A 21,280-nucleotide genomic window follows, 5' to 3' on the forward strand; every position below is an offset into this window, starting at 1 on the left:
ACACGCCCATGTCTGCCATAACACGTCCCCCCAGTGATAGCCGGCTGCGGCGTTCCCCGGACATCGGGCAAGCTCCTGTCGGCTCGGATGCGGAGATACGGCTTGCCGAAATATGGGAATCGCTCCCCGGATGGAAGGGCTGGCTTTCGACGGTGGATCATAAGGTCATCGGCCTGCGATATATCGTCACTGCTTTCGTTTTCCTGCTGATCGGCGGAATGGAAGCATTGATCATGCGTCTGCAACTTGCCGGCCCCAATCTGACGCTGTTGACTCCGGAGCAATACAATCAGCTCTTCACGATGCACGGCGTGACCATGATCTTTCTGTATGCACTGCCCATATTATCCGGATTTTCGAATTATCTCTGGCCGCTGATGCTGGGCTCGCGCGATATGACTTTCCCGCGCCTCAATGCGCTCTCCTACTGGATTTTCTTGTTTGCCGGCATTTTCATGTATGCGAGCTTTCCGTTGGGACAGGCGCCGAATGCGGGATGGTTCAATTATGTACCTTATTCGGGCCCGATCTATAACACGGGCCCGAATATCGACGTTTTTGCGCTCGGCATGGTATTGCTTGGAGTATCCACGACGGTCGGATCGGTGAATTTCGTAGTGACCCTGTTCAAGATGCGGGCACCCGGAATGACCATCAACCGCGTGCCGATCCTGGTCTGGGGCACCCTGACCGCATCCGTAGCCAACCTGCTGGTCATTCCCTCGGTCAGCCTCGCATTCTTCCTGCTGTGGCTGGACCGCCAGGTCGGGACCCACTTTTTTGATGTGGCGAACGGCGGCAAGCCATTGTTGTGGCAACACCTGTTCTGGATTTTCGGCCATCCCTGGGTTTATGCCATCGTTCTCCCCGCGATGGGAATCGTGTCCGACGCATTGCCGACTTTCTGCCGCCGTCCGCTGGTAGGCTATGCATGGGTAGCGCTCGCCACCATGGCAACCATGCTGGTCGGTTTCGAAGTCTGGATCCACCACATGTTCGCCACCGGCCTGCCGGCGGTTGCCCTGTCGATCTTCGGCGCCGCCAGTTTCGTGATCTCCATCCCGAGCGCCGTGGCAGTGTTCGCCTGGATCGCGACGATCTGGCTCGGAACGCCCGTCTTCAAGACACCTTTTCTGTTTTTTGCGGGATTTGTCATCCTGTTTGTCATCGGGGGGCTGTCGGGAGTAATGACCGCCGCCGTACCGCTCGACTGGCAACTTAACGAAACCTATTTCATCGTCGCCCACCTGCACTACGTTTTGCTAGGGATCAATGTATTTCCAGTCGTAGGGGGCATCTATTACTGGTTCCCCAAATTCACCGGGCGCATGATGGATGAAAAAATAGGCAAGTGGAGCTTCTGGGTCATGTTCATCGGCTTCAATGCCGGATTTTTTCCCATGCATCTGGCGGGCCTGCTGGGCATGCCGCGAAGGATCTACACCTATTCATCCCGGATGGGGTGGGATACGGTAAATCTGATCACATCAATCGGCTCCTTCGTGTTCGCCATCGGCGTACTGATCTTCCTGGTCAATGTCGCGGTCAGCCTCCGGCGCGGTGCCCGCGCGGGAAGCAATCCCTGGGATGCAGCTACCTTGGAGTGGTCCGTACCTTCCCCACCTCCAGCCTACAACTTTGCCGTGATTCCCCATATCGCCAGCAGGCATCCTCTTTGGGAGGATCGACTGAATGAAGGTGAAGGAACGGGTCAGTCCAGTCTGGAAAAAGGATACTTACTGATGGAAGGACGCGAAACGATCGGCACCTCCCCCATAGATGCCACTCCGGAGATCATCCTGAAAATGCCCGGCGATTCCACCACTCCGTTCTTCGTCGGGCTATTTCTTTCACTCGCGTTCGCAGGCATGTTGCTCCACTGGTGGAGTTTTACGGGGCTGATGATACTTTCATGCATCATAGCGCTGATGGTATGGATGTGGCCGGAAAAAGCGCTGGCGCAACGAAGCCCGACGGATTCATCGCGAGGGGCCCATGTCTGAAGCAAGGCAATTGCTGGATCAGCCGCTGCCGGTAGGCAGCGAAGGTAAGCTTGCCGGCGGATGGTGGGGCATAGTGGCGCTGATCGTGACCGAAGGATCGCTTTTCGGATATCTCCTGTTCAGCTATTTTTATCTGTCCTCGCAAGCCGAGCGCCATTGGCCACCGGAAGGCCTGCCCAGCCTGCTTCTCCCCAGCATAAATACGGCGATTTTAGTAGCAAGCAGTGTTTTTGTCTGGGCAAGCGAGTACTGCCTGGCACGCAAAAGAAACCGAGGAAGCGTGGCGACGATGTTAGTAGCAATCGTGCTGGGCGCCCTTTTTGTAGGAATTCAGCTTAAGGAATGGAGCAGCAAGACCTACGGCATGACTTCCGATCTCTACGGCTCGCTTTATTTCACGATCACGGGATTTCATATGCTCCATGTCGTGATCGGCCTCGTCATTCTTTTGCTCCTGCTTGCCTGGATTTCGTTCAGGTACTTTGACGAGAAACGCCATGCGGCCATCACTATAGGCGGAATTTACTGGCACTTTGTCGACGTGGTCTGGCTGTTCGTTTTTACAACCCTATACCTGTTCCCCTATATGTAGACACGGATCGGCATGGACAGGATTCATGAAATGAATGCTCGAAACACTTCCCCTATAACCGGGGAAAATCATGCTTAGAACCATTGTGAGCCTGTTTGGCGCGCCAGCGGCCTGGGTTGCCCAAATGTCCCTGAGCGAGCCCCTCGCGGCCTACGGATGCTATCCGCACGAAGCTCCGCTTCCCGCTCCTCTCTGGGCCAGTCTTCCGGCTATCCTGATTGCAATCAGCCTTGCCTGCCTGGCTGCCGGCTTGGTTTCCGGATATATCGCACGGGGTTTATGGAAACAGGCCGGCACCGGGCATGCGGTCGCCGCGGGGAGCGGTTCCTTCGATGGCGGCCAGGGGCGATTCCTGGGGATACTGGGGCTGCTATCGAGTTTCGTCTTCATTATTGCAATCCTGTTTACCAGTTGCGCGGTTATCCTGGTATCGCCTTGCAGCCCCTGGGTTTAGCTTATGACAGTATGCAGCCCGCCAATGAATTCGTTTTACCGGGCCTTTATCTGCCCGCTCGTCGCTACGCTGGCGCTCGCCTCAGCCTTTGCACAAGCTCAGGCAGCAGACCCGGAGACAATAGCGCGCGGCGCCTACCTGGCCAAGGCCGCAGACTGCGCGGGCTGCCATACAGCGGGACCAGGCCACCCGCCTTTTGCCGGCGGCCTGCCGATCAATTCCCCTTTTGGGGTCATCTATTCCACCAATATTACACCCGACCCGGTCACTGGCATCGGCCAATATAGTTATGCTGATTTCAGTCGCGCGGTACGCCAGGGCATCGCCAGGGATGGAAGGCGCCTTTACCCTGCCATGCCATTTGCATCGTTTGCAGCGGTGCTGGAAAGCGATATCGAGGCGCTATACGCGTATTTCATGAGTGAGGTAAAACCTGTAAGGCACGTTCCACCGCAAACGAAACTGCCGTTTCCTTTCAACCAGCGCTGGACACTCTGGTTCTGGACGGCAGCGTTTGCGACGCAGGAACCATTCAAAGCCCGGCCCGACCGCAACAATCGATGGAATCGCGGTGCTTACCTGGTGCAAACCCTGGGCCACTGCGGAGCCTGCCACACTCCGCGCGGCCTGGCTTATCAGGAAAAAGCCTACTCGGAAACCTCTCTGGATTACCTGAGCGGCGCGATCGTTGATAACTGGTTCGCCGGGAACCTGACTGGCAACCAGGCATCCGGCCTGGGAAGATGGACTGAGAATGAAATCTCGGCCTTTCTCCAAACGGGCCACAATGAGCATACAGTGGCATTTGGCAGCATGGTTTTAGTGATCGGAAACAGTACTCAGCATCTCAGCGAGGAGGATTTGAATGCTATCGCGCACTATCTTAAATCGCTTCCCGCTAAAAAAGGACAAGCATCCTACAAGCCCCAGGCTCGGCAAACCGATATAGTTCTGGCGGGAACCGTGACGGGTCCGTTTGAACCACCAGGCGCCGGACTTTATTCCGGTTTTTGCGCCAAATGCCATGAAAAGAGCGGTTTGGGCAAGGCTCCCAGGATTCCACGACTGGCTGGCAGCCCGATGGTGCTATCCGAAAATGGCACCTCTCTCATCCGTCTGGTATTGGAAGGGGGAAAAGGACCGGCAACCAGGCTAGGGCCGAAACCAAAAAAAATGCCGGGGTATGCAGCAGAATTGACTGATCGGGAGATTGCCGACGTACTGACGTTCATTCGCAACAACTGGGGTAACAATGCGTCGGCAATCACGGCTCGCGATGTATCCCTGCTCAGGGAAGAACTACGGCAATAAGTCATCGGCAATACGGCGCCCTAATATTTCCAGGGGATTTCCTCCTATATCTGCAACAAGCGATTCAGCCGCGCGATCGCGTCGCAAGCAGTCTTTCGGATACCAGTTCCTTGCGCACCACGATCAGAATTCCCATCATGCTCATCATCGCGCCATGAATCCAGAGGATTATTCCGCCGATTTGCTGATCCCCAACCGCGCTCAGTCCACCTATTGCCCGGCCGCAAACCGTATAGACGGTATAGAGTTCCTGCGAGGCGAAAAAGATGATGGCCCCCAGTACAATCTGGGGCGGAACAACCGCCAGCATCATTGCAATTCGAGTCCACGGCGATAAATTCAGGGAATACGGGGAGCGCCGGTTCAACACGAGACCCCAGAAAACCAGGCCGCTTACTATTACGCTCCAGTTCATGAGGCGATATAACCGCCAGTCGATCATCGCGGTGAAATGAACTGGCGGCAGGAGCCAGAAGCCGATAGCGCCGATGAAGAGCACGACTGCGACAAACGGATTGCATAAAACCCCCGCAGCAAAGGTAACCGGTTTCCACCGGGATGCCGCCACGAAGAACTTCCTCTCCTTTTCGGGCATGCCACTGGCAAGCAGAGGCAGGGGATGGCTCAATGCGATTAAAAAAGGCCCCAGATGATGCAATACGACATGCTGAAACCGATGAATGAAGAACTGATGCTCTGCGTAATAATCGAGCTGGGTATGAGAAGCCAGATAGATCGCGGCAAGCCCGGCCCAGAAGGCGGCTTTTCGTCGAAATTCCGGTTCGTTTCTGGCACAACCTCTTGAAAATATCACTGCCACGGCACTGATCAGCACCACGAGGGCGGGCGATTCTTCCCAGGGAATGAACCAGTGCAGCAAGTCCATCGGTATGCCTTATAAGGATTTGCCTCTCCTGAAACTGCACAGGAAGCCCACGGCAACACTTCGGTTAATGCTCGGTCTTCAACAGGCGCCGGATATCTTCGGCCACGTCCTCGTCGGGATGAGATGATGTGGCGAGCAGACGTGCACGCCCTTGCGAATCGAAGATGTAGACAGCGTCTCCATGAGTAATACCACCTCCGTTACCCGCTTTCGAGCGGGGGCGATAAGCAGCCCGGTACCGCTTGGTAAGGCCCTGGATATCGGCCGGCGTACCCGTCAGTCCGACGGTCCGTTCCGCATCAAATTGCGTTATGTAACGACGTAATACCGGCGGACCATCATGCTCAGGATCAAGGGTGACAAACAGGATGCGAACACGATCGGCATTTTTTCCCAAAAGCTGCATTACATGCGCAAGGCGCGCCATCGAGACTGGGCATTCTGTCTTGCAACTCGTGAATCCGAAATACATGAGCAATGTATAGCCGCCATAGGTTTTCGCCGTGGCGGCACCCCCGTCATCAGCGGTCAACGTAAATTCCAGATCCGGCAGGTGCCCGGCGACCTCTTCCACGCGCCAATCTCCATGCGAAAAGCAACCGCTTATCAGGAATGCGGCCATCATCCCACAAATGCAGCGGCGAAGGTGGAAGGCTACACTGATCATCTGCTCGCGCTTGAACATAGTCCGTTTGCAATCCGTTTTTTAGACATCTCGATTGCACCCGGGTTGCGAAAAGCCGCAGCGAGAAGAAAAATGAGCCGGGCGAACGCAATACCGGGGGCTATTGCACAAATGGGGGAAACGCATTATATTTCTTTCATGAAGCAGACCAGCTGCATTTCCCCCTCGCGAGTTTCACGCAATCCCATGCTTTCGGCACGTCCGCTGCTGCGCTTCGCGCGCTAACGACCTCATTTTTCCTTCTCCTCCGCTTGTTATTCCGCAGAATCTGCGTAGATTCTGTATTCAGTCTCACAGTTCGAGTATTCTTTCTCAAACGGAGAAACCAGTGAAAGACCATCTCATTATTTTCGATACGACCCTGCGCGATGGCGAGCAGAGTCCGGGCGCATCCATGACCAGGGAGGAAAAAGTCCGTATTGCGCGACAGCTGGAGCGCATGCACGTCGATGTCATCGAAGCCGGTTTTCCCGCCGCTTCCAATGGCGATTTCGAAGCGGTAAAAGCTGTGGCCGACGTCATCAAGGACAGCACGGTATGCGGCCTCGCGCGGGCGACAGAAGCCGATATCAGGCGCGCGGGCGAGGCGCTGCTGGGCGCGCCTTCATCCAGGATCCATACTTTTATCGCGACCTCGCCCATACACATGGAAAAAAAGCTGCGCATGACACCCGGCCAGGTAATAGAACAAGCGGTAAAGGCGGTAAACTGGGCTCGTGAGTACACGGATGATGTGGAATTTTCACCGGAGGATGCCGGCCGCTCGGACATCGCCTTCCTATGCCAGGTACTGGAAGCAGTCATTAATGCCGGCGCAACCACCCTGAATATACCCGACACCGTTGGCTACACCATGCCGGAGCAATTCGGCAGGCTTATCCATACCTTGCGCGAGCGCATCCCGAATGCCGACAAAGTGGTATTCTCGGTGCACTGCCACAATGATCTGGGACTGGCAGTCGCCAATTCTCTGTCCGCGGTGATGAATGGCGCGCGGCAGGTGGAATGCACGATAAATGGTCTTGGGGAGCGGGCAGGCAATGCTGCGCTGGAAGAAATCGTGATGGCCGTCCGGACGCGCCAGGATTATTTCCATTGCGACAGCAAGGTCGATACTGTCCATATCGTCCCCGCCAGCAAACTCGTATCGGGCATTACCGGGTTTCCCGTGCAGCCGAACAAAGCCATCGTCGGCGCAAATGCCTTTGCCCACGAGTCCGGCATACACCAGGACGGCGTGCTGAAGCATCGCGAGACCTATGAAATCATGCGTGCAGAAGATGTCGGCTGGGGAGCGAACAAACTATTGCTCGGAAAACATTCCGGGCGCAACGCGTTTCGCACCCGCCTGGCGGAGCTTGGCGTCGAGCTGGACTCGGAAGAAATGCTGAATGTCACCTTCGCACGGTTCAAGGAACTGGCCGATAAGAAGCACGATATTTTCGATGAAGATCTGCACGCCCTGGTTTCCGATGATGCAGTAACGCTGCATGAACACTACAAGCTGGTTTCGCTGACGGCGCATAGCGAAACAGGCGAAACACCTGAGGCAATAATAGTCATTTCCGAGGAAGGCAGGGAGTCCAGAGCGGAATCCGAGGGAAGCGGCCCGGTGGATGCTGCGTTCCGGGCCATTGAAAAAATCGTGGTCAGCGGGGCCGAGTTGCAGTTGTTTTCGGTCAACGCCATTACCAGCGGCACCGATTCTCAAGGAGAAGTCACGGTCCGATTACAGAAATCCGGGCGGATCGTGAATGGCAGTGGCGCAGATACCGATATCGTGGTGGCTTCCGCCAAAGCTTATCTCAGCGCGCTCAACAAACTGCACAGCAAGCTGGAGCGAGCGCATCCTCAGGTATAGGAAACCTCGGAATCAATCCCCTGGGAACGGGAATCCTGGGGGTGCACGAAAAACGACGGCGCGAATGTTGCGACCGCGGGGGGCGGAGCGGTCTCTTCCGAAGGAAGATGCAATCCCGCAGCGGACTATGGTGTCTCACATCTATATTTGGCGCGATCTGGTTTGCCCGGCGCCGCTCGGCCCCGTGCCGACTGACAATGTAGCGACTCATGAAATCGTCCCGACCTCTTGATTTCCTGCGTTATCTTCTCGCACGCTTCCTTCAGCACAACTGCACGGAGGTCGCGGCCAGTCTTACCTTTACCACCCTGCTTTCGCTGGTGCCATTGATCGCCATCGGGCTATCCTTCGTAGCTGCGTTTCCCGCATTCGCGGATTATTCCACCCAGATCAAAAACTTCATTCTCGACACCATGGTGCCCGAAGCGGCTAATAAGGTGATCGCGGTCTACATGCAGCAGTTCGCCGACAACGCGATTCGCCTCACCGCCATCGGAACCGCCTTTCTGGGAGTGACTGCCCTGGCTTTGATGCTGACCATCGACAAGTCCCTCAATGCCATCTGGAGAGTAACGCGGCTGCGTCCGTTGCTGCATCGTTTGCTCATTTACTGGGCTACGCTCACGATAGGACCGCTGCTGATTGGCGCGAGCCTGTCTCTCACTTCATGGGTGATGAGAATGTCCATGGGGCTGACCCAGGACATTCCGGGGATAAATGGCGCGCTTCTGCAACTGGCTCCTCTGGTCCTGACAAGCATCGCATTCTCGATTCCCTATCTTATCGTACCCAACAGGCGGGTTTCCTGGCGCCACGCGCTAGCCGGAGGCGTTACCGCGGCAGTGGGATTCGAAGCAATGAAACGTGGATTCGCATTTTATATTACCCATTTTCCCACCTACCAGGCAGTGTACGGGGCATTCGCCACCATCCCGATCTTCCTGTTATGGATCTATCTCTCCTGGCTCATGGTTCTGCTGGGGGCGGTAATCGCTGCCTCGCTATCGAGCTGGCGATTTCAAAAATGGCAACCGGACCCGACAGGCCCGGGCAGGCAGTTTATCGACGCCCTGCGGCTGCTGGAAGTCCTCGGGGAAGCCTTCCGGAATGGCGCCGTGGAAACCTATGGCAGTTTGCATAAGCGTCTCTCTCTGACTTTCGAAGACATGGAGCAGATGCTGGATCTGATGAGTCGCGCCAATCTGGTCAGGCAAGTGAAGAGCGGAGGGTGGGTCCTGATACTTGATCCAGCAAGGATCACGGTGGCCGACATATTCCATCTGTTCACCTTCCGGTCGGCTGCGGCGCGCACGGCAGCCGAAGATAGTGCGAAGCTCGAATTGCTGCTCGATGATATTGCGGCTGGAATCGATGAAAAAATGAACTTGCCACTGTCGCAGCTTTTCAGCGAAAACAATACTCCGGAATCGCCATTGCCGCCTCCGCCACCCGATGGGATAGAATTGAATCCACCCGCCAAAACTCCAGAAGTTGCTGAGACCGCCCATAGATAAAGCAAATGCTACGCCTGTTCGCTGTATCATCCTTGTTGCTATTGCTGTCTTTTGGTGCACAGGCACAGGGATTCGCTTTCACCGATACCTCCGGCAAAAAACTCACCCTTTCCGCCTACAAGGGGAAATGGGTGCTGATCAATTTCTGGGCTACCTGGTGCCCTCCCTGCCTCAAGGAAATACCTGATCTGGTCTCGCTTTATGAAAGCCGGAGAGACGTGGTTGTGATTGGAATAGCGATGGATTATCGAGATCCGAAAACAGTCATGAAGTTTGTCAAATCTCTCTCCATCTCCTACCCGATCGTACTGGGCGACAGGAGAGTCGCTGCCCAGATCGGCCCCGTATCGATGCTTCCCACCACCTATCTATTCGACCCGCACGGGCAGCCCGCAGCCTATAAGGTGGGACTTGTTTCCCGCGCTGACCTGGAGGACTTCATGCGGGAGTATTCGCCTTCGCCGCAGAACGGCAGGCCGGACGGAACCCCGCAGGGAAAGGGAAAACAGAAATAGGCGTGGATTACGCAGATGGGTACACTGCATCCCCGGGTGAAACGGAAAAAGCTGAACGTATTCAGCTACTCAGGACTTCCTTTATGAATCCGACGATCTCCTCAACCGCAACGGCCTGGGATTGGCTATCCCGGCGCCCCCGGTATTCGACGTTGCCTTCCTTGAGGCCACGCTCCCCAACCACGATGCGATGCGGAATGCCAATCAATTCCATATCGGCAAACATGACACCGGGACGATCATCACGGTCGTCCAGCAAAACCTCGATGCCTGCATCGGAAATATCCGTGTACAATTTTTCCACTTCGCTTCTCACCAGTGCGCTTTTCTTCATGCCTATCGGGATAAGCGCAACCTGAAACGGCGCCATTGCAGCGGGAAAAATAATGCCGCGCTCGTCATGATTTTGTTCGATGGCGGCTGCCACGATGCGTGACACGCCTATCCCGTAGCAACCCATTTCCATCGCTCGCGGCTGGCCGGACTCATCGAGAAAGGTTGCCTTCATTGTTTCCGAATATTTTCTGCGAAGCTGAAAAATGTGCCCCACCTCGATGCCGCGGCAGATTTCCAGCTCCCCTCGGCCGTCGGGCGAGATATCCCCTGGAATCACGTTCCGGATGTCGAAAACATGATTGGGTTCTTTTACATCACGACCGAAATTCACGTTGATGAGATGATAGCCTTCCTCATTCGCGCCACACACGAAATTACCCATCAGCGCCACGCTGCGGTCTGCAACGAGAGGGAGCCGCAATCCCGCGGGACCGATATACCCAGGGACACAGCCGAAATTGGCGAGAATTTCCTGTTCGTTCGCCAACCGGAAATCGGAAAGAAGCGAAATTTTGCGGGTTTTCGTTTCATTCAGGCAATGATCTCCCCGCAACAGCAAGAGAACCATTTTTCCATCCGCGATCACAGCCAGGGTCTTGACGGTTTTTTCTAGCGGAACCCGGAGAAAATGCGCAACTTCTTCGCAAGTTCTGGCGTCCGGCGTTGCCACCTTCTCCATCATGCCGTCCGCCATATCCCTTGCCTCTGCGGGTGGCTGCGCCTCGGCCATCTCGATATTGGCGGCGTAATCCGAGTCAGGGCAGAAGGCGATTGCATCTTCCCCCGATTCCGCCAGTACGTGGAACTCGTGGGAACCGGTTCCGCCTATTGCCCCGGTATCGGCAGTGACCGCACGAAATCCCAGCCCCAGACGGCTAAATACCTCGCTATAGGCGCGGTGCATTTCCAGGTATGTTGCCTCCAGGCTGGAAATATCGGCATGGAATGAGTAAGCATCCTTCATGATAAATTCGCGTGCGCGCATGACGCCGAAACGAGGCCGGATCTCATCGCGGAATTTGGTTTGTATCTGGTAGAAAGTCAAAGGCAACTGCCGGTAGCTCTTTATTTCCCTGCGAGCGATATCTGTAATGACCTCTTCATGTGTGGGGCCAAAACAGAAATCCCGGTCATGCCTGTCCTTGATCTTCAGCATCTGCGGACCAAACACATCCCAGCGGCCGCTTTCCTGCCACAATTCCGCGGGCTGGACGGCGGGCATCAGAAGCTCGACGGCTCCACTTCGGTCCATCTCCTCTCTGATGATGTTTTCCACCTTGCGCAGGACCCTCAAGCCCAGGGGCATCCAGGTATAGAGCCCGCTGCCGAGCCGCTTGATAAGGCCGGCACGCAGCATCAGCTTGTGGCTGACCAGTTCCGCTTCGGCAGGCGCTTCCTTGAGGGTGGAAATAAAGAACTTTGATACGAGCATGATGTGTCCTGTTATGTCCTGTACTTGTCGATACTCCGCTGCTTCGAAAACGCGGTGGCTTGTTTTCCATGAAAAGATGATTTTATCCGTCGGCACAGAAAACCGCTTCCATAAAGGGGCGGCTGGTAGCGCCTTGCGGTGTCTTCCCGTCATATTATCGCTTATAAATCCACCGTACCCTAGGGAAGCGCTGAATAACTCCTCGCTGAGCGCGTTGCTGGTAAAATCGGGATGATCATAAGACAGACGCGCGACGCGGGTCGTAGCTTGGACCTACGATGCCAGGAAGTGCTGCGCCATGGCTCCCCAGAGCGTGGCACGAGGACCCCTGCGAAGCGGGGATCGGGCAGCGGCGGGGATGCCAGAGCGCGCCAAAATATACATGGGGCGCAGGCATCCCGCTACGGGGTCGCATCTTCCTTCGGAAGACACTGCTCCGCCCTGCGCGGTCGCGCCATTCGCGTCGTCGCCTTTCGCGCATCCCATCCCGCAAAGCCACCGCCGCGCCAGCGGAGATCTATTCAGCGCTTCCCCAGATCAAAACAGCCCCGAATCATTCAGCGTCACTCGAGTCGCGTGTCTGCCCGCGCAAGTATGCGCCTGCACCGCTGCGAACCGGGGACTGCGGGCAATGGTTCTGCCAGAAAACGGTCTTCCCCGCGCATCGCTAAAATCTCATGTCAGCTTTCAATCTGGGATAAAATGTGGAAAAATTTATCCTGTGCTTATTAAGTAAGATAAGATCGGTTGAATGGGTGATTCGCATGATTGACCGTAGTGGATATCGCTCAAATGTCGGCATCATCCTGCTGAACTCGAAGAATGAGGTCTTCTGGGGGAAGCGCATCAAACAGGATTCCTGGCAGTTTCCCCAAGGCGGCATCAAGCCTGGCGAGAGCCCTGAACAGGCAATGTATCGGGAATTGACTGAAGAGGTCGGCTTACACCCATACCATGTTGAAATCATCGGGCGCACCAGGGACTGGTTGCGCTATGATGTCCCCGATCAATGGATCAGGCGCGACTGGCGAGGAAATTACAAGGGCCAGAAGCAAATATGGTATTTGCTGCGGTTGCTCGGGCGCGATTGCGACGTGTCGCTACGAACCAGTGTCCGGCCTGAATTTGATGCGTGGCGCTGGAATCAGTACTGGGTAGAGCTGGAATCCGTGGTGGAGTTCAAGCGCCAGGTCTACAAACAGGCTCTCACGGAATTGGCGCGCTTGCTCAACCGCCCGCCCTTCGGCAGGAATGGCTATGGCCAAACTGCTCACACTGACAAAGAACGGATTGCAGCAACTCCTACCAAGCAGGGAGAATAGCGGTGCCGAACTTCTTTTCGCCTATCGGCTGGTGGAAAATCCCCCCATTTCCGGCAAGATGCCATGGGCATGCCTAGATCCTGGATGGGGGGCGATCGGTTCGCTCACTGTATTCCGCCTGAAGTCCGGCTTTACGATTCCAAACCAGATTCCTGCGGCAGGAACTGCGTTCTGAACCGGATGATGCTTTTTCGTTTTGGTCGCGGGCAAAGGGAAACCTTCTCGTGTACCCTCCTTCAGATCGCCGCTTCCTTATGCAGATGTTATCAGGCGTAATCGGCTGCGCCATTACAGCCGTGTTTTTGGGGGATAAACAATGATAATGCGGGCATTAATCGTATCGCTGCTATCGGTGGGAGCGGTTGCCATTCCAACCGCAGCATTTGCTGAAGAACCCATTCAGCCCATCACAGCCGCCAAGCCGAAGAATGAAAAGATGGTGGAACTCGGCAAGATGCTCTTTTTTGATCCACGCCTTTCCAAATCAGGTTTTATATCATGCAATTCATGCCACAACCTGAGCATGGGGGGTACGGATAATCTGCAAACTTCCATTGGACACAACTGGCATCAGGGTCCCATCAATGCGCCGACAGTCTTGAATTCCAGCATGAATCTCGCGCAATTCTGGGACGGCCGCGCCAAGGACCTGAAAGAGCAGGCTGGCGGCCCGATCGCCAACCCCGGAGAAATGGGCTTTACGCATGAACTCGCGGTAGGTGTCCTGCAGTCCATGCCGGAATACCGCACCCGCTTCAAACAATTATTCAATAAGGATAAAATCGATATCGGCATGGTAACCGACGCCATTGCGGCTTTCGAGGAAACTCTCGTCACGCCGGATTCCCGTTTCGACAAATGGCTGAAAGGTGACAAGCAGGCCATAAACCAGACCGAGCTTGATGGCTACAAATTGTTCAAGGAAAGCGGCTGCACAAGCTGCCACAACGGCGCGGCCGTGGGTGGCGGCTCCTTTCAGAAATTCGGCATCCATGAACCATACAAGACTACCAACAAGGCGGAAGGCCGGTTTGCCGTCACGGGGAAAGATGCAGACCGTTTCATGTTCAAGGTGCCCACGCTTAGAAACGTAGAACTGACCTATCCGTATTTTCATGATGGCGCCGCAGCAACCCTGGAAGAAGCGGTGGACACCATGGGCCGTCTACAGTTGGGACGCAAGTTCACGAAAGATGAGAATGCAAAGATCGTCGCGTTCCTGAAAACGCTGACGGGAAAGCAGCCTGAGATAACGCTGCCAATTCTCCCTCCATCCGTGAAAGACACGCCCAGACCCAAGCCATTCGGATAATAATCAGCATGCCGCACCTGCTGGCTTGATCTCTGCCCGGATTGCCTGCCTTGCAATCCGGGCAGGTTTATGTCTGAATGGCGCAGCCATCATTCCGTCAAGCATTAAGGGGGGAAAGGATCGGATGGCTTCCCTCCTGCTTTCAATACCCTATCGCGTTTTTTACTCCCTCTGAACCCCCACGCCAGCAAGGGATTTGTTCAGAGGTTCCTTAGTCCGAGAATATGGATTTACTCTTGAAAATCAAGTAGAGTTATCTTTTGAATAATTACAATGCGGAGCCACTTATGAGCGCAAAAGGGCAATTGTTACAAGACCCGTTTCTGAATACTTTGAGGAAAGAACATATTCCCGTATCTATTTACCTTGTCAATGGTATCAAGCTTCAGGGTCATATCGATTCCTTTGATCAGTATGTGGTACTGCTGAAAAATACCGTCACGCAGATGGTATACAAGCACGCAATCTCTACCGTGGTTCCCGCGAGAGCTGTCTCGATTCCATTTGAGGTGCCTGGCACAACTGATGCTTGATCACCCCACCGGCAACCTGGCCAGCGCGAACTCTGCCGTACTGGTCAATCTCGATTTCAGCAGTAGTGGGCATGCTGAAAGTCTGAACGAGTTGCGGCAACTGGCCTCCAGCGATGCACTCGAAATTTCCGCCGTTGTTCACGGTAAACGGGTCCGGCCTGACCCGGCGCTATTTGCCGGAACCGGCAAGATCGATGAAATAGCCTCGACACTGGAACAAACCGGTGCGTCGCTGGTTATTTTTAATCATGATCTTTCTCCCGCGCAGCAGCGAAATCTGGAGCGGCGCCTTGAATGCCGGGTGATTGATCGCACCAGCCTGATCCTGGATATTTTTGCTCAACGCGCCAAAAGCCACGAAGGCAAGCTGCAGGTCGAATTGGCGCAACTCGAGCATCTCGCCACCCGACTGGTGCGCGGATGGACTCACCTCGAACGTCAAAAAGGCGGTATCGGCTTAAGGGGGCCGGGCGAGACGCAACTGGAAACAGACCGCAGGCTGCTGGGGAAACGCGTCAAGCTCCTCAAGGAGAAGCTTTCCAAATTCGAGCGTCAGCGTGGGCTGCAGCGCCGCTCCCGCCAGCGGGCGGATGTCATGGCAGTCTCCATCGTCGGCTACACCAATGCGGGCAAGTCGACCCTCTTCAATAGCCTGACCCGTGCCCGGGCGTATGTGGCTGATCAGCTATTCGCAACGCTCGATGCTACAAGCCGCAAATTGTTCATTCCCGATCAGGGTCCAATAGTCATATCGGATACGGTGGGCTTCATCCGTGACTTGCCCCACACGCTGGTTGCCGCCTTTCGCGCCACCCTGGAAGAAACCGTGCAAGCCGATGTGTTATTGCACGTGGTCGATGCGGAAAATCCGGACCGTGAGCAGCAGATTGAGGAAGTAAACAAGGTTTTAAGAGAAATCGGCGCTGATAACATCCCGCAAATACTGGTATTTAACAAGATCGACCTGGGCAATTTATCACCGGGAGGGGCGGGGTATCGGCGGGATGAATATGGTAGAATCGTACAAATTCGGCTAAGTGCGAAAACCGGCGAAGGACTGGAGCTTGTCAAGGTCGCGCTGTCGGAAACCATGAAACAGCGCAAGAACCGCTTAGCAGCAGTTGGTGAATATTCCTGACTTGGCCTTGAGCAGGTTCTCTACGATTCCTTATTCTGTCTCAATGATGATCTATAAGGTTTCCTTGCGCCACTTTCATGATTTGCACGGCCTGATGGCTGTGTCTATATAAACAGAAAATGGGATTATCATGGGCTTAAACGATCCCCAGTGGGGAAGAAAAAAAGGTAATTCCGGTCCACCTGATCTGGATCAATTGTGGCGCAACTTCAACAAGAAACTCAACAATCTTTTTAAACGCAAGATTGGCGGCAACCGCCCGGGCGGCACGGACGGACCCGAAAGCGGAAGTCCCAGGCATTATGGAAGCAGCATCGGGCTGCTCGCCGGGCTGCTTCTGCTTATGTGGATTTCGAGCGGATTTTACATCGTGAACGAAGGCCAGCGGGGGATCGTCCTCCGTTTCGGAAAATACGTGGAAACCACCCAGGCGGGGCTGCGCTGGCATATGCCGTATCCCGTGGAAGTGGTGGAAACCGTCAATGTCAGCCAGGTGCGAACGGTTGAAATAGGTTATCGCAATAATGTGAGAAGCAAGGTATTGAAGGAATCGCTGATGCTGACTGACGATGAAAATATCATCGATATCCAGTTTGCCGTCCAATATATCCTCAAGAACCCGGAAGAATTCCTGTTTACCAACCGGGAGCCGGAAAACGCCGTCCTTCAAGCAGCCGAGACAGCCATACGTGAAATCATAGGTAAAAGCAAAATGGACTTCGTGCTCTATGAAGGCCGCGAGCAGGTAGCGGCAAAAGCAACTCAACTCATGCAGGAGATACTCGACCGCTACAAGATCGGCATTGCCATCAGCAAAGTAACCATGCAAAACGCCCAGCCCCCGGAACAGGTTCAAGCGGCATTCGATGATGCCGTCAAAGCAGGGCAGGACAGGGAGCGGCAGAAAAACGAGGGGCAAGCCTATGCCAATGACGTCATTCCCAAGGCCAAGGGTAACGCGGCCCGCCTGCTGGAAGAGGCGGAAGGGTACAAACAAAGGGTGGTAGCCAACTCGGAGGGTGATGCAAGCCGTTTCAAGCAGGTCCTTGTCGAGTATAACAAGGCTCCCGGCGTAACACGGGACCGGCTCTATCTTGACATGATGCAGCAGGTATTTTCGAGCACCAGTAAAATCGTTGTGGACCAGAAAAGCGGAAGCAATCTGCTCTACCTGCCGCTGGACAAGCTGATACACATGAGCGGCTCTTCATCGTCGTCCGCACAGACACTTGACATGCCATCTGCACCCCCACAGGAGTCCCAGCCCGACACCGCGGCTCGCACGCGAGAAGCATTCAGGGGCCGTGAACGGGAGACAAGATAAGTGAAAAACTATACTTCAGGGATACTCGTTGCTCTCGTCGCAATTTTCCTTATCGCGAGTTCATCCCTCTACATCGTCGATCAGCGGCAACAGGCTATTCTGTTTCAACTCGGCGAGGTCGTCGATGTAAAGACCTCGCCAGGCCTGTATTTCAAGATTCCCCTGGCCCAGAACGTGCGCTATTTTGACTCCCGTATCCTGACAATGGATACCGCCGAGCCGGAGCGATTCATCACTTCTGAAAAGAAGAATGTGCTGGTAGATCTCTTCGTGAAGTGGCGTATTGTCGACGTGAAGCAATACTACATCAGCGTGCGTGGAGATGAGATGCTGGCGCAGACACGTCTTTCGCAGACGGTAAATTCCAGCCTGAGAGACGAGTTTGGTAATCGCACAGTACATGATGTCGTATCTGGCGAACGCGACAAAATAATGGAGATCATGCGCCAGAAGGCGGATGCGGACGCGCGCAAGATCGGCGTGGAGGTGGTGGATGTGCGGCTGAAGCGGGTAGACCTGCCGCAGGAAGTGAGCGAGTCGGTTTACCGTCGCATGGAGGCAGAGCGCAAACGTGTGGCAAATGAGCTACGCTCCACCGGCGCAGCGGAATCCGAGAAAATTCGAGCCGATGCGGACCGGCAACGTGAGGTTATCCTGGCGGAAGCCTACCGGCAGGCACAGGAGATAAAGGGGGAAGGCGACGCCAAGGCTTCGGCGATCTATGCCGGCGCTTTCCAGCCTAATCCTGAATTCTATGCGTTTTATCGCAGCATGGAAGCTTACAAGCAGAGTTTCAAGAACAAGAGTGACATGATGGTTCTCGAACCCAACTCGGAATTTTTCAAGTATATGAAGAACCCAGGCCGGGGATCAAAGTAGCCCATAAGAGCGGGCTCTGGCTGGTCCGGCCGCTCGGTTCAACGCGGGGAAAGCTTGCATAGAAAAACAACAAAGCCGAGTGCCTGCCGAGATTGAATCTGATGTGGGACATTTTTTTCATGGCATTTGCACTCATGCTCGTATTGGAAGGACTCCTTCCCTTCCTGATGCCGGGCGTATGGCGTGACACCTTCCAGAAACTGACCGAAATTGGCGACAACCATATACGCTTCATTGGCCTGACCTCCATGCTTGCGGGGCTGTTGCTGCTTTACCTTGTCAAGTAGTCACACTCGCGCGTTTCTCTCAGATTTAGTCAAAACACCCCGATATGCGTGAGTGGATTCTTCCCGAATACATAGAGGATATCCTCCCCGCTGAGGCGCTGCATATCGAGCAAATGCGCCGCCGTGTCCTGGACTGCCTATTGGTTCATGGTTATGAACTGGTTGGCCCCCCGCTTCTGGAATTTGTCGAATCCTTGCTCACTGGCAGTGGAGGCGATAGCGATTTGCAAATGTTCAAGGTGGTGGATCAATCGAGTGGCCGCATGATGGGACTTCGCGCCGATATGACCCCCCAGGTGGCACGCATCGACGCGCACCTGCTTAACCGCAAGGGTGTTACCCGCCTTTGCTACGCAGGGAGTGTGCTCCACAGCATGCCTTCGGGGCTAACTCGAACCCGGGAACCACTGCAAATTGGAGCGGAACTTTACGGTCACAGTGGCCTTGAAAGCGATATGGAGATCCAGCGGCTCATGCTGGAGTCTCTCGCTATTGCCGGCGTGGGAAAAATTCATCTCGATCTCGGCCATGTAGCGGTATTCAGGGGCTTGGTCAAGGGAGCGGGCATACCGACTGAATCAGAGGCTGAATTATTTCGTGCGTTGCGGGCGAAAGATCACCATGCGCTCGGGAACCTTTGCGGCCGCCTGGATAACATCAACATGCAGGTGCGGCAAGGGCTGCTAATTTTGCCCGATCTCTACGGCGATGAGAAGATACTGGAACTCGCAAAAAAAGCGCTGCCTCCCTACCCCGACATCATCAAGGCGCTCGACGAGCTGCAGTTGATGGGTTCCCAACTGAAAGCTATCGTGGATACGCTGGCTTTTGATCTTTCGGATTTGCGTGGTTACCACTATCACAGCGGGCTCGTATTTGCCGCATATACTCGCAATTGCTCGAATGCCATCGCCTTGGGCGGACGTTATGACGAGGTGGGTAAAGCGTTTGGGAGGGCGCGGCCGGCGACCGGCTTCAGCATGGATCTTCGGGAATTGTCGGGGCTGGTTCAGCGCGAACTTTGCCCTAAAGGCATTCTGGCGCCCTATCCCGCGGGGAACAGCGCGCTGGAGGGAAAAATCGAGCAGCTTCGGAGTGAAGGGAGCGTGGTGATAGTCGAACTACCCGGCCATGAGCAAACGCAGGAGACGTTCAACTGCGATAGAAGGCTGGTATTGCGGGACGGCGAGTGGGTAATAACCGAGATTTAACGCTCGATGAAGATTAGGGAAGCGCTGAACAAATCCTCACTGAGCGCGTTGCTGGTAAAATCGGGATGATCATAAGGCGCGCGACGCAGGTCGTAGCTGGGACTACGATGCCAAGGGCGCAACACCATGAGCGCCCGATTTTGCTGCAACCCTTATGGGGCGGGGCTTTGCGAGTGGTCTGCCTTGTCAGGCTCCTAGCGAAGGGGATCAATCATTCGCGTCGTCGCCTTTCGCGCATCCCATCCCGCAAAGCCGCCGTCGCGCCAGCGGAGATTTATTCAGCGCTTCCTTAGCAGGAGGGATAGTTCACGATGAAAGTTTTTCCCGGTATTGTTTTCCGGAACAGCGCTGATCCATTTTTGAATTGACAGATATGGCTAAAAATGTAGTGGTCGTGGGAACCCAATGGGGCGATGAAGGCAAGGGTAAGATCGTGGACTGGCTGACAGATCATGCCGGGGGGGTAGTGCGTTTCCAGGGCGGCCATAATGCCGGCCATACCCTGGTTATCGGTGGCAAGCAGACGGTGCTGCATCTTATCCCCTCCGGAATTCTGCGAGCCGACGTGGCATGTTATATCGGAAATGGCGTAGTCGTTTCTCCCCAGTCTTTGCTGGACGAGGTTGACATGCTGGAGCAGGCAGGGGTCGATGTGCGCCGCCGCATGAGCATAAGCGAGGCCTGTCCGCTTATTCTTCCTTGTCATGTGGCGCTCGACAATGCGCGTGAAACCGCCAGAGGGACAGATAAAATCGGCACGACCGGCAGAGGTATCGGTCCCGCATATGAGGACAAGGTGGCGCGCCGGGCTGTTCGGCTGCAGGATTTATTTCATCGCGACCGGTTTGCGGCCAAGCTGGGCGAAATCTTGGACTACCATAACTTTGTACTGAAACATTACTTTCAGGCACCCACAGTAGATTTTCAGGAGACCATGGATAGCACGTTGTCATTGGCGGAACGTATCAAGCCCATGGTCGCCGATGTGCCGCACCTGCTTTTCGAGGCGAACAGGAACGGCACCAACCTGCTATTTGAAGGTGCGCAGGGAACGCTGCTGGACATAGACCATGGAACCTACCCCTTTGTCACCTCGAGTAATTGTGTTGCGGGCGCGGCAACAACCGGCAGTGGCATAGGTCCCCAGATGCTGCATTACGTGCTGGGCATCACAAAAGCCTATACTACCCGCGTGGGGGCCGGTCCCTTCCCCACCGAGCTGGACAATGAAGTGGGAAGGCATCTTGCAAAGAGAGGGAATGAATTTGGTTCAACCACCGGGCGCCCGCGGCGCTGCGGATGGTTTGATGCAGCGGCTTTGAAACGGTCCATTCAGATCAACGGTGTGTCCGGACTTTGCATTACCAAGCTGGATGTGCTGGATGGAGTGGAAACATTAAGGCTAGGTATCGGTTATCGATCGATGGGCAATAACCGGGAAGAAAGGCACAGCAGCATCCTCCCATTCGGTGCGGAAGAGTTGGCTGGTTGCGAGCCTGTTTACGAGGAAATGCCTGGATGGACAGGCAGTACCGTGGGGGTAAGGGATCTCAAGCAACTGCCTCAAGCCGCGCAAAGTTACCTGAGACGTATAGAAGAGGTATGCGAAGTGCCGGTGGATATGATATCCACCGGGGCTGACAGGGAAGAAACGATCGTACTCCGGCATCCTTTTGAATAGGTCT

At 54.9% G+C, this 21,280-nt stretch carries 19 protein-coding genes; 16 read left to right on the forward strand and 3 right to left on the reverse strand.

Features of this window, described 5'->3' with window-relative positions:
* Positions 1-8 precede the first annotated feature (8 nt).
* The 4 genes from ctaD (at position 9) to ACZ5CE_RS13330 (ending at position 4,360) form a co-directional block, all read left to right on the forward strand.
* A complete protein-coding gene (gene ctaD / locus ACZ5CE_RS13315) occupies positions 9-2,003 on the forward strand; it encodes a cytochrome c oxidase subunit I (RefSeq protein WP_464575384.1) in 1,995 nt (664 codons plus the stop codon).
* A complete protein-coding gene (locus tag ACZ5CE_RS13320; protein WP_464575385.1) occupies positions 1,996-2,595 on the forward strand; it encodes a cytochrome c oxidase subunit 3 in 600 nt (199 codons plus the stop codon). The genes ctaD and ACZ5CE_RS13320 overlap by 8 nt, the downstream gene beginning before the upstream one ends.
* A 70-nt stretch (positions 2,596-2,665) precedes the next feature.
* Positions 2,666-3,049 carry a hypothetical protein gene (locus tag ACZ5CE_RS13325; protein WP_464575386.1) on the forward strand — a complete coding sequence of 128 codons (384 nt, stop codon included), beginning with the start codon at positions 2,666-2,668 and terminating at the stop codon, positions 3,047-3,049.
* Positions 3,050-3,073: 24 nt separating this feature from the next.
* Positions 3,074-4,360 (forward strand): c-type cytochrome, encoded by a 1,287-nt coding sequence (locus ACZ5CE_RS13330; protein ID WP_464575387.1) that lies wholly within the window; start codon positions 3,074-3,076, stop codon positions 4,358-4,360.
* A 64-nt stretch (positions 4,361-4,424) separates the two neighbouring features.
* On the opposite strand, the gene ACZ5CE_RS13335 is transcribed toward ACZ5CE_RS13330, so the two are convergent.
* Positions 4,425-5,246, reverse strand: a complete 822-nt coding sequence (locus tag ACZ5CE_RS13335) for a cytochrome c oxidase assembly protein (RefSeq protein WP_464575388.1) — start codon at positions 5,244-5,246, stop codon at positions 4,425-4,427.
* Positions 5,247-5,310: 64 nt separating this feature from the next.
* The gene (locus ACZ5CE_RS13340; protein ID WP_464575389.1) at positions 5,311-5,871 is read right to left on the reverse strand and encodes an SCO family protein; all 561 of its coding nucleotides are present in this window, start codon (positions 5,869-5,871) and stop codon (positions 5,311-5,313) included.
* Positions 5,872-6,259: 388 nt separating this feature from the next.
* On the opposite strand from ACZ5CE_RS13340, the gene ACZ5CE_RS13345 reads away from it, so the two are divergent.
* The 3 genes from ACZ5CE_RS13345 (at position 6,260) to ACZ5CE_RS13355 (ending at position 9,821) form a co-directional block, all read left to right on the forward strand.
* Positions 6,260-7,792, forward strand: a complete 1,533-nt coding sequence (locus ACZ5CE_RS13345; protein ID WP_464575390.1) for a 2-isopropylmalate synthase — start codon at positions 6,260-6,262, stop codon at positions 7,790-7,792.
* A gap of 209 nt (positions 7,793-8,001) precedes the next feature.
* Positions 8,002-9,306, forward strand: a complete 1,305-nt coding sequence (locus ACZ5CE_RS13350) for a YihY family inner membrane protein (protein WP_464575391.1) — start codon at positions 8,002-8,004, stop codon at positions 9,304-9,306.
* Between the two features lie 5 nt (positions 9,307-9,311).
* Positions 9,312-9,821 (forward strand): TlpA family protein disulfide reductase, encoded by a 510-nt coding sequence (locus ACZ5CE_RS13355; RefSeq protein ID WP_464575392.1) that lies wholly within the window; start codon positions 9,312-9,314, stop codon positions 9,819-9,821.
* A 61-nt stretch (positions 9,822-9,882) separates the two neighbouring features.
* On the opposite strand, the gene ACZ5CE_RS13360 is transcribed toward ACZ5CE_RS13355, so the two are convergent.
* A complete protein-coding gene (locus ACZ5CE_RS13360) occupies positions 9,883-11,589 on the reverse strand; it encodes a proline--tRNA ligase (RefSeq protein WP_464575393.1) in 1,707 nt (568 codons plus the stop codon).
* A 764-nt stretch (positions 11,590-12,353) separates the two neighbouring features.
* Here ACZ5CE_RS13360 and ACZ5CE_RS13365 point away from each other — a divergent pair.
* From ACZ5CE_RS13365 to ACZ5CE_RS13405, 9 genes are all read left to right on the forward strand, one after another.
* Positions 12,354-12,911, forward strand: coding sequence for an RNA pyrophosphohydrolase (locus ACZ5CE_RS13365; protein WP_464575394.1), 558 nt, complete (start codon positions 12,354-12,356; stop codon positions 12,909-12,911).
* 316 nt (positions 12,912-13,227) lie between these two features.
* Positions 13,228-14,223: a cytochrome-c peroxidase gene (locus tag ACZ5CE_RS13370; RefSeq protein ID WP_464575395.1), complete on the forward strand. Its 996-nt coding sequence runs from the start codon at positions 13,228-13,230 to the stop codon at positions 14,221-14,223.
* A gap of 287 nt (positions 14,224-14,510) precedes the next feature.
* Positions 14,511-14,756, forward strand: a complete 246-nt coding sequence (gene hfq / locus ACZ5CE_RS13375) for an RNA chaperone Hfq (RefSeq protein WP_464575396.1) — start codon at positions 14,511-14,513, stop codon at positions 14,754-14,756.
* Positions 14,749-15,894 (forward strand): GTPase HflX, encoded by a 1,146-nt coding sequence (gene hflX, locus ACZ5CE_RS13380; RefSeq protein ID WP_464575397.1) that lies wholly within the window; start codon positions 14,749-14,751, stop codon positions 15,892-15,894. Before hfq ends, hflX begins: the two co-directional genes overlap by 8 nt.
* Before the next feature lie 130 nt (positions 15,895-16,024).
* Positions 16,025-17,218 (forward strand): FtsH protease activity modulator HflK, encoded by a 1,194-nt coding sequence (gene hflK / locus ACZ5CE_RS13385; RefSeq protein WP_464575398.1) that lies wholly within the window; start codon positions 16,025-16,027, stop codon positions 17,216-17,218.
* Positions 17,219-18,097 carry a protease modulator HflC gene (hflC, locus tag ACZ5CE_RS13390; RefSeq protein WP_464575399.1) on the forward strand — a complete coding sequence of 293 codons (879 nt, stop codon included), beginning with the start codon at positions 17,219-17,221 and terminating at the stop codon, positions 18,095-18,097.
* Between the two features lie 119 nt (positions 18,098-18,216).
* Positions 18,217-18,384: a DUF2065 domain-containing protein gene (locus ACZ5CE_RS13395; protein ID WP_464575400.1), complete on the forward strand. Its 168-nt coding sequence runs from the start codon at positions 18,217-18,219 to the stop codon at positions 18,382-18,384.
* A 44-nt stretch (positions 18,385-18,428) separates the two neighbouring features.
* A complete protein-coding gene (locus ACZ5CE_RS13400) occupies positions 18,429-19,595 on the forward strand; it encodes an ATP phosphoribosyltransferase regulatory subunit (RefSeq protein WP_464575401.1) in 1,167 nt (388 codons plus the stop codon).
* Positions 19,596-19,968: 373 nt separating this feature from the next.
* A complete protein-coding gene (locus ACZ5CE_RS13405; RefSeq protein ID WP_464575402.1) occupies positions 19,969-21,276 on the forward strand; it encodes an adenylosuccinate synthase in 1,308 nt (435 codons plus the stop codon).
* Positions 21,277-21,280: the final 4 nt, after the last annotated feature.

It is taken from the genome of Nitrosospira sp. TNL200 (assembly GCF_055386305.1).

Bases quoted from the DNA above. Each gene is read 5' to 3' on its own strand.
- ctaD (WP_464575384.1), top strand. From the start codon at position 9: ATGTCTGCCATAACACGTCCCCCCAGTGATAGCCGGCTGCGGCGTTCC.
- ACZ5CE_RS13320 (WP_464575385.1), top strand. From the start codon at position 1,996: ATGTCTGAAGCAAGGCAATTGCTGGATCAGCCGCTGCCGGTAGGCAGC.
- ACZ5CE_RS13325 (WP_464575386.1), top strand. From the start codon at position 2,666: ATGCTTAGAACCATTGTGAGCCTGTTTGGCGCGCCAGCGGCCTGGGTT.
- ACZ5CE_RS13330 (WP_464575387.1), top strand. From the start codon at position 3,074: ATGAATTCGTTTTACCGGGCCTTTATCTGCCCGCTCGTCGCTACGCTG.
- ACZ5CE_RS13335 (WP_464575388.1), bottom strand. From the start codon at position 5,246: ATGGACTTGCTGCACTGGTTCATTCCCTGGGAAGAATCGCCCGCCCTC.
- ACZ5CE_RS13340 (WP_464575389.1), bottom strand. From the start codon at position 5,871: ATGATGGCCGCATTCCTGATAAGCGGTTGCTTTTCGCATGGAGATTGG.
- ACZ5CE_RS13350 (WP_464575391.1), top strand. From the start codon at position 8,002: ATGAAATCGTCCCGACCTCTTGATTTCCTGCGTTATCTTCTCGCACGC.
- ACZ5CE_RS13355 (WP_464575392.1), top strand. From the start codon at position 9,312: ATGCTACGCCTGTTCGCTGTATCATCCTTGTTGCTATTGCTGTCTTTT.
- ACZ5CE_RS13360 (WP_464575393.1), bottom strand. From the start codon at position 11,589: ATGCTCGTATCAAAGTTCTTTATTTCCACCCTCAAGGAAGCGCCTGCC.
- ACZ5CE_RS13365 (WP_464575394.1), top strand. From the start codon at position 12,354: ATGATTGACCGTAGTGGATATCGCTCAAATGTCGGCATCATCCTGCTG.
- ACZ5CE_RS13370 (WP_464575395.1), top strand. From the start codon at position 13,228: ATGATAATGCGGGCATTAATCGTATCGCTGCTATCGGTGGGAGCGGTT.
- hfq (WP_464575396.1), top strand. From the start codon at position 14,511: ATGAGCGCAAAAGGGCAATTGTTACAAGACCCGTTTCTGAATACTTTG.
- hflX (WP_464575397.1), top strand. From the start codon at position 14,749: ATGCTTGATCACCCCACCGGCAACCTGGCCAGCGCGAACTCTGCCGTA.
- hflK (WP_464575398.1), top strand. From the start codon at position 16,025: ATGGGCTTAAACGATCCCCAGTGGGGAAGAAAAAAAGGTAATTCCGGT.
- ACZ5CE_RS13395 (WP_464575400.1), top strand. From the start codon at position 18,217: ATGGCATTTGCACTCATGCTCGTATTGGAAGGACTCCTTCCCTTCCTG.
- ACZ5CE_RS13400 (WP_464575401.1), top strand. From the start codon at position 18,429: ATGCGTGAGTGGATTCTTCCCGAATACATAGAGGATATCCTCCCCGCT.
- ACZ5CE_RS13405 (WP_464575402.1), top strand. From the start codon at position 19,969: ATGGCTAAAAATGTAGTGGTCGTGGGAACCCAATGGGGCGATGAAGGC.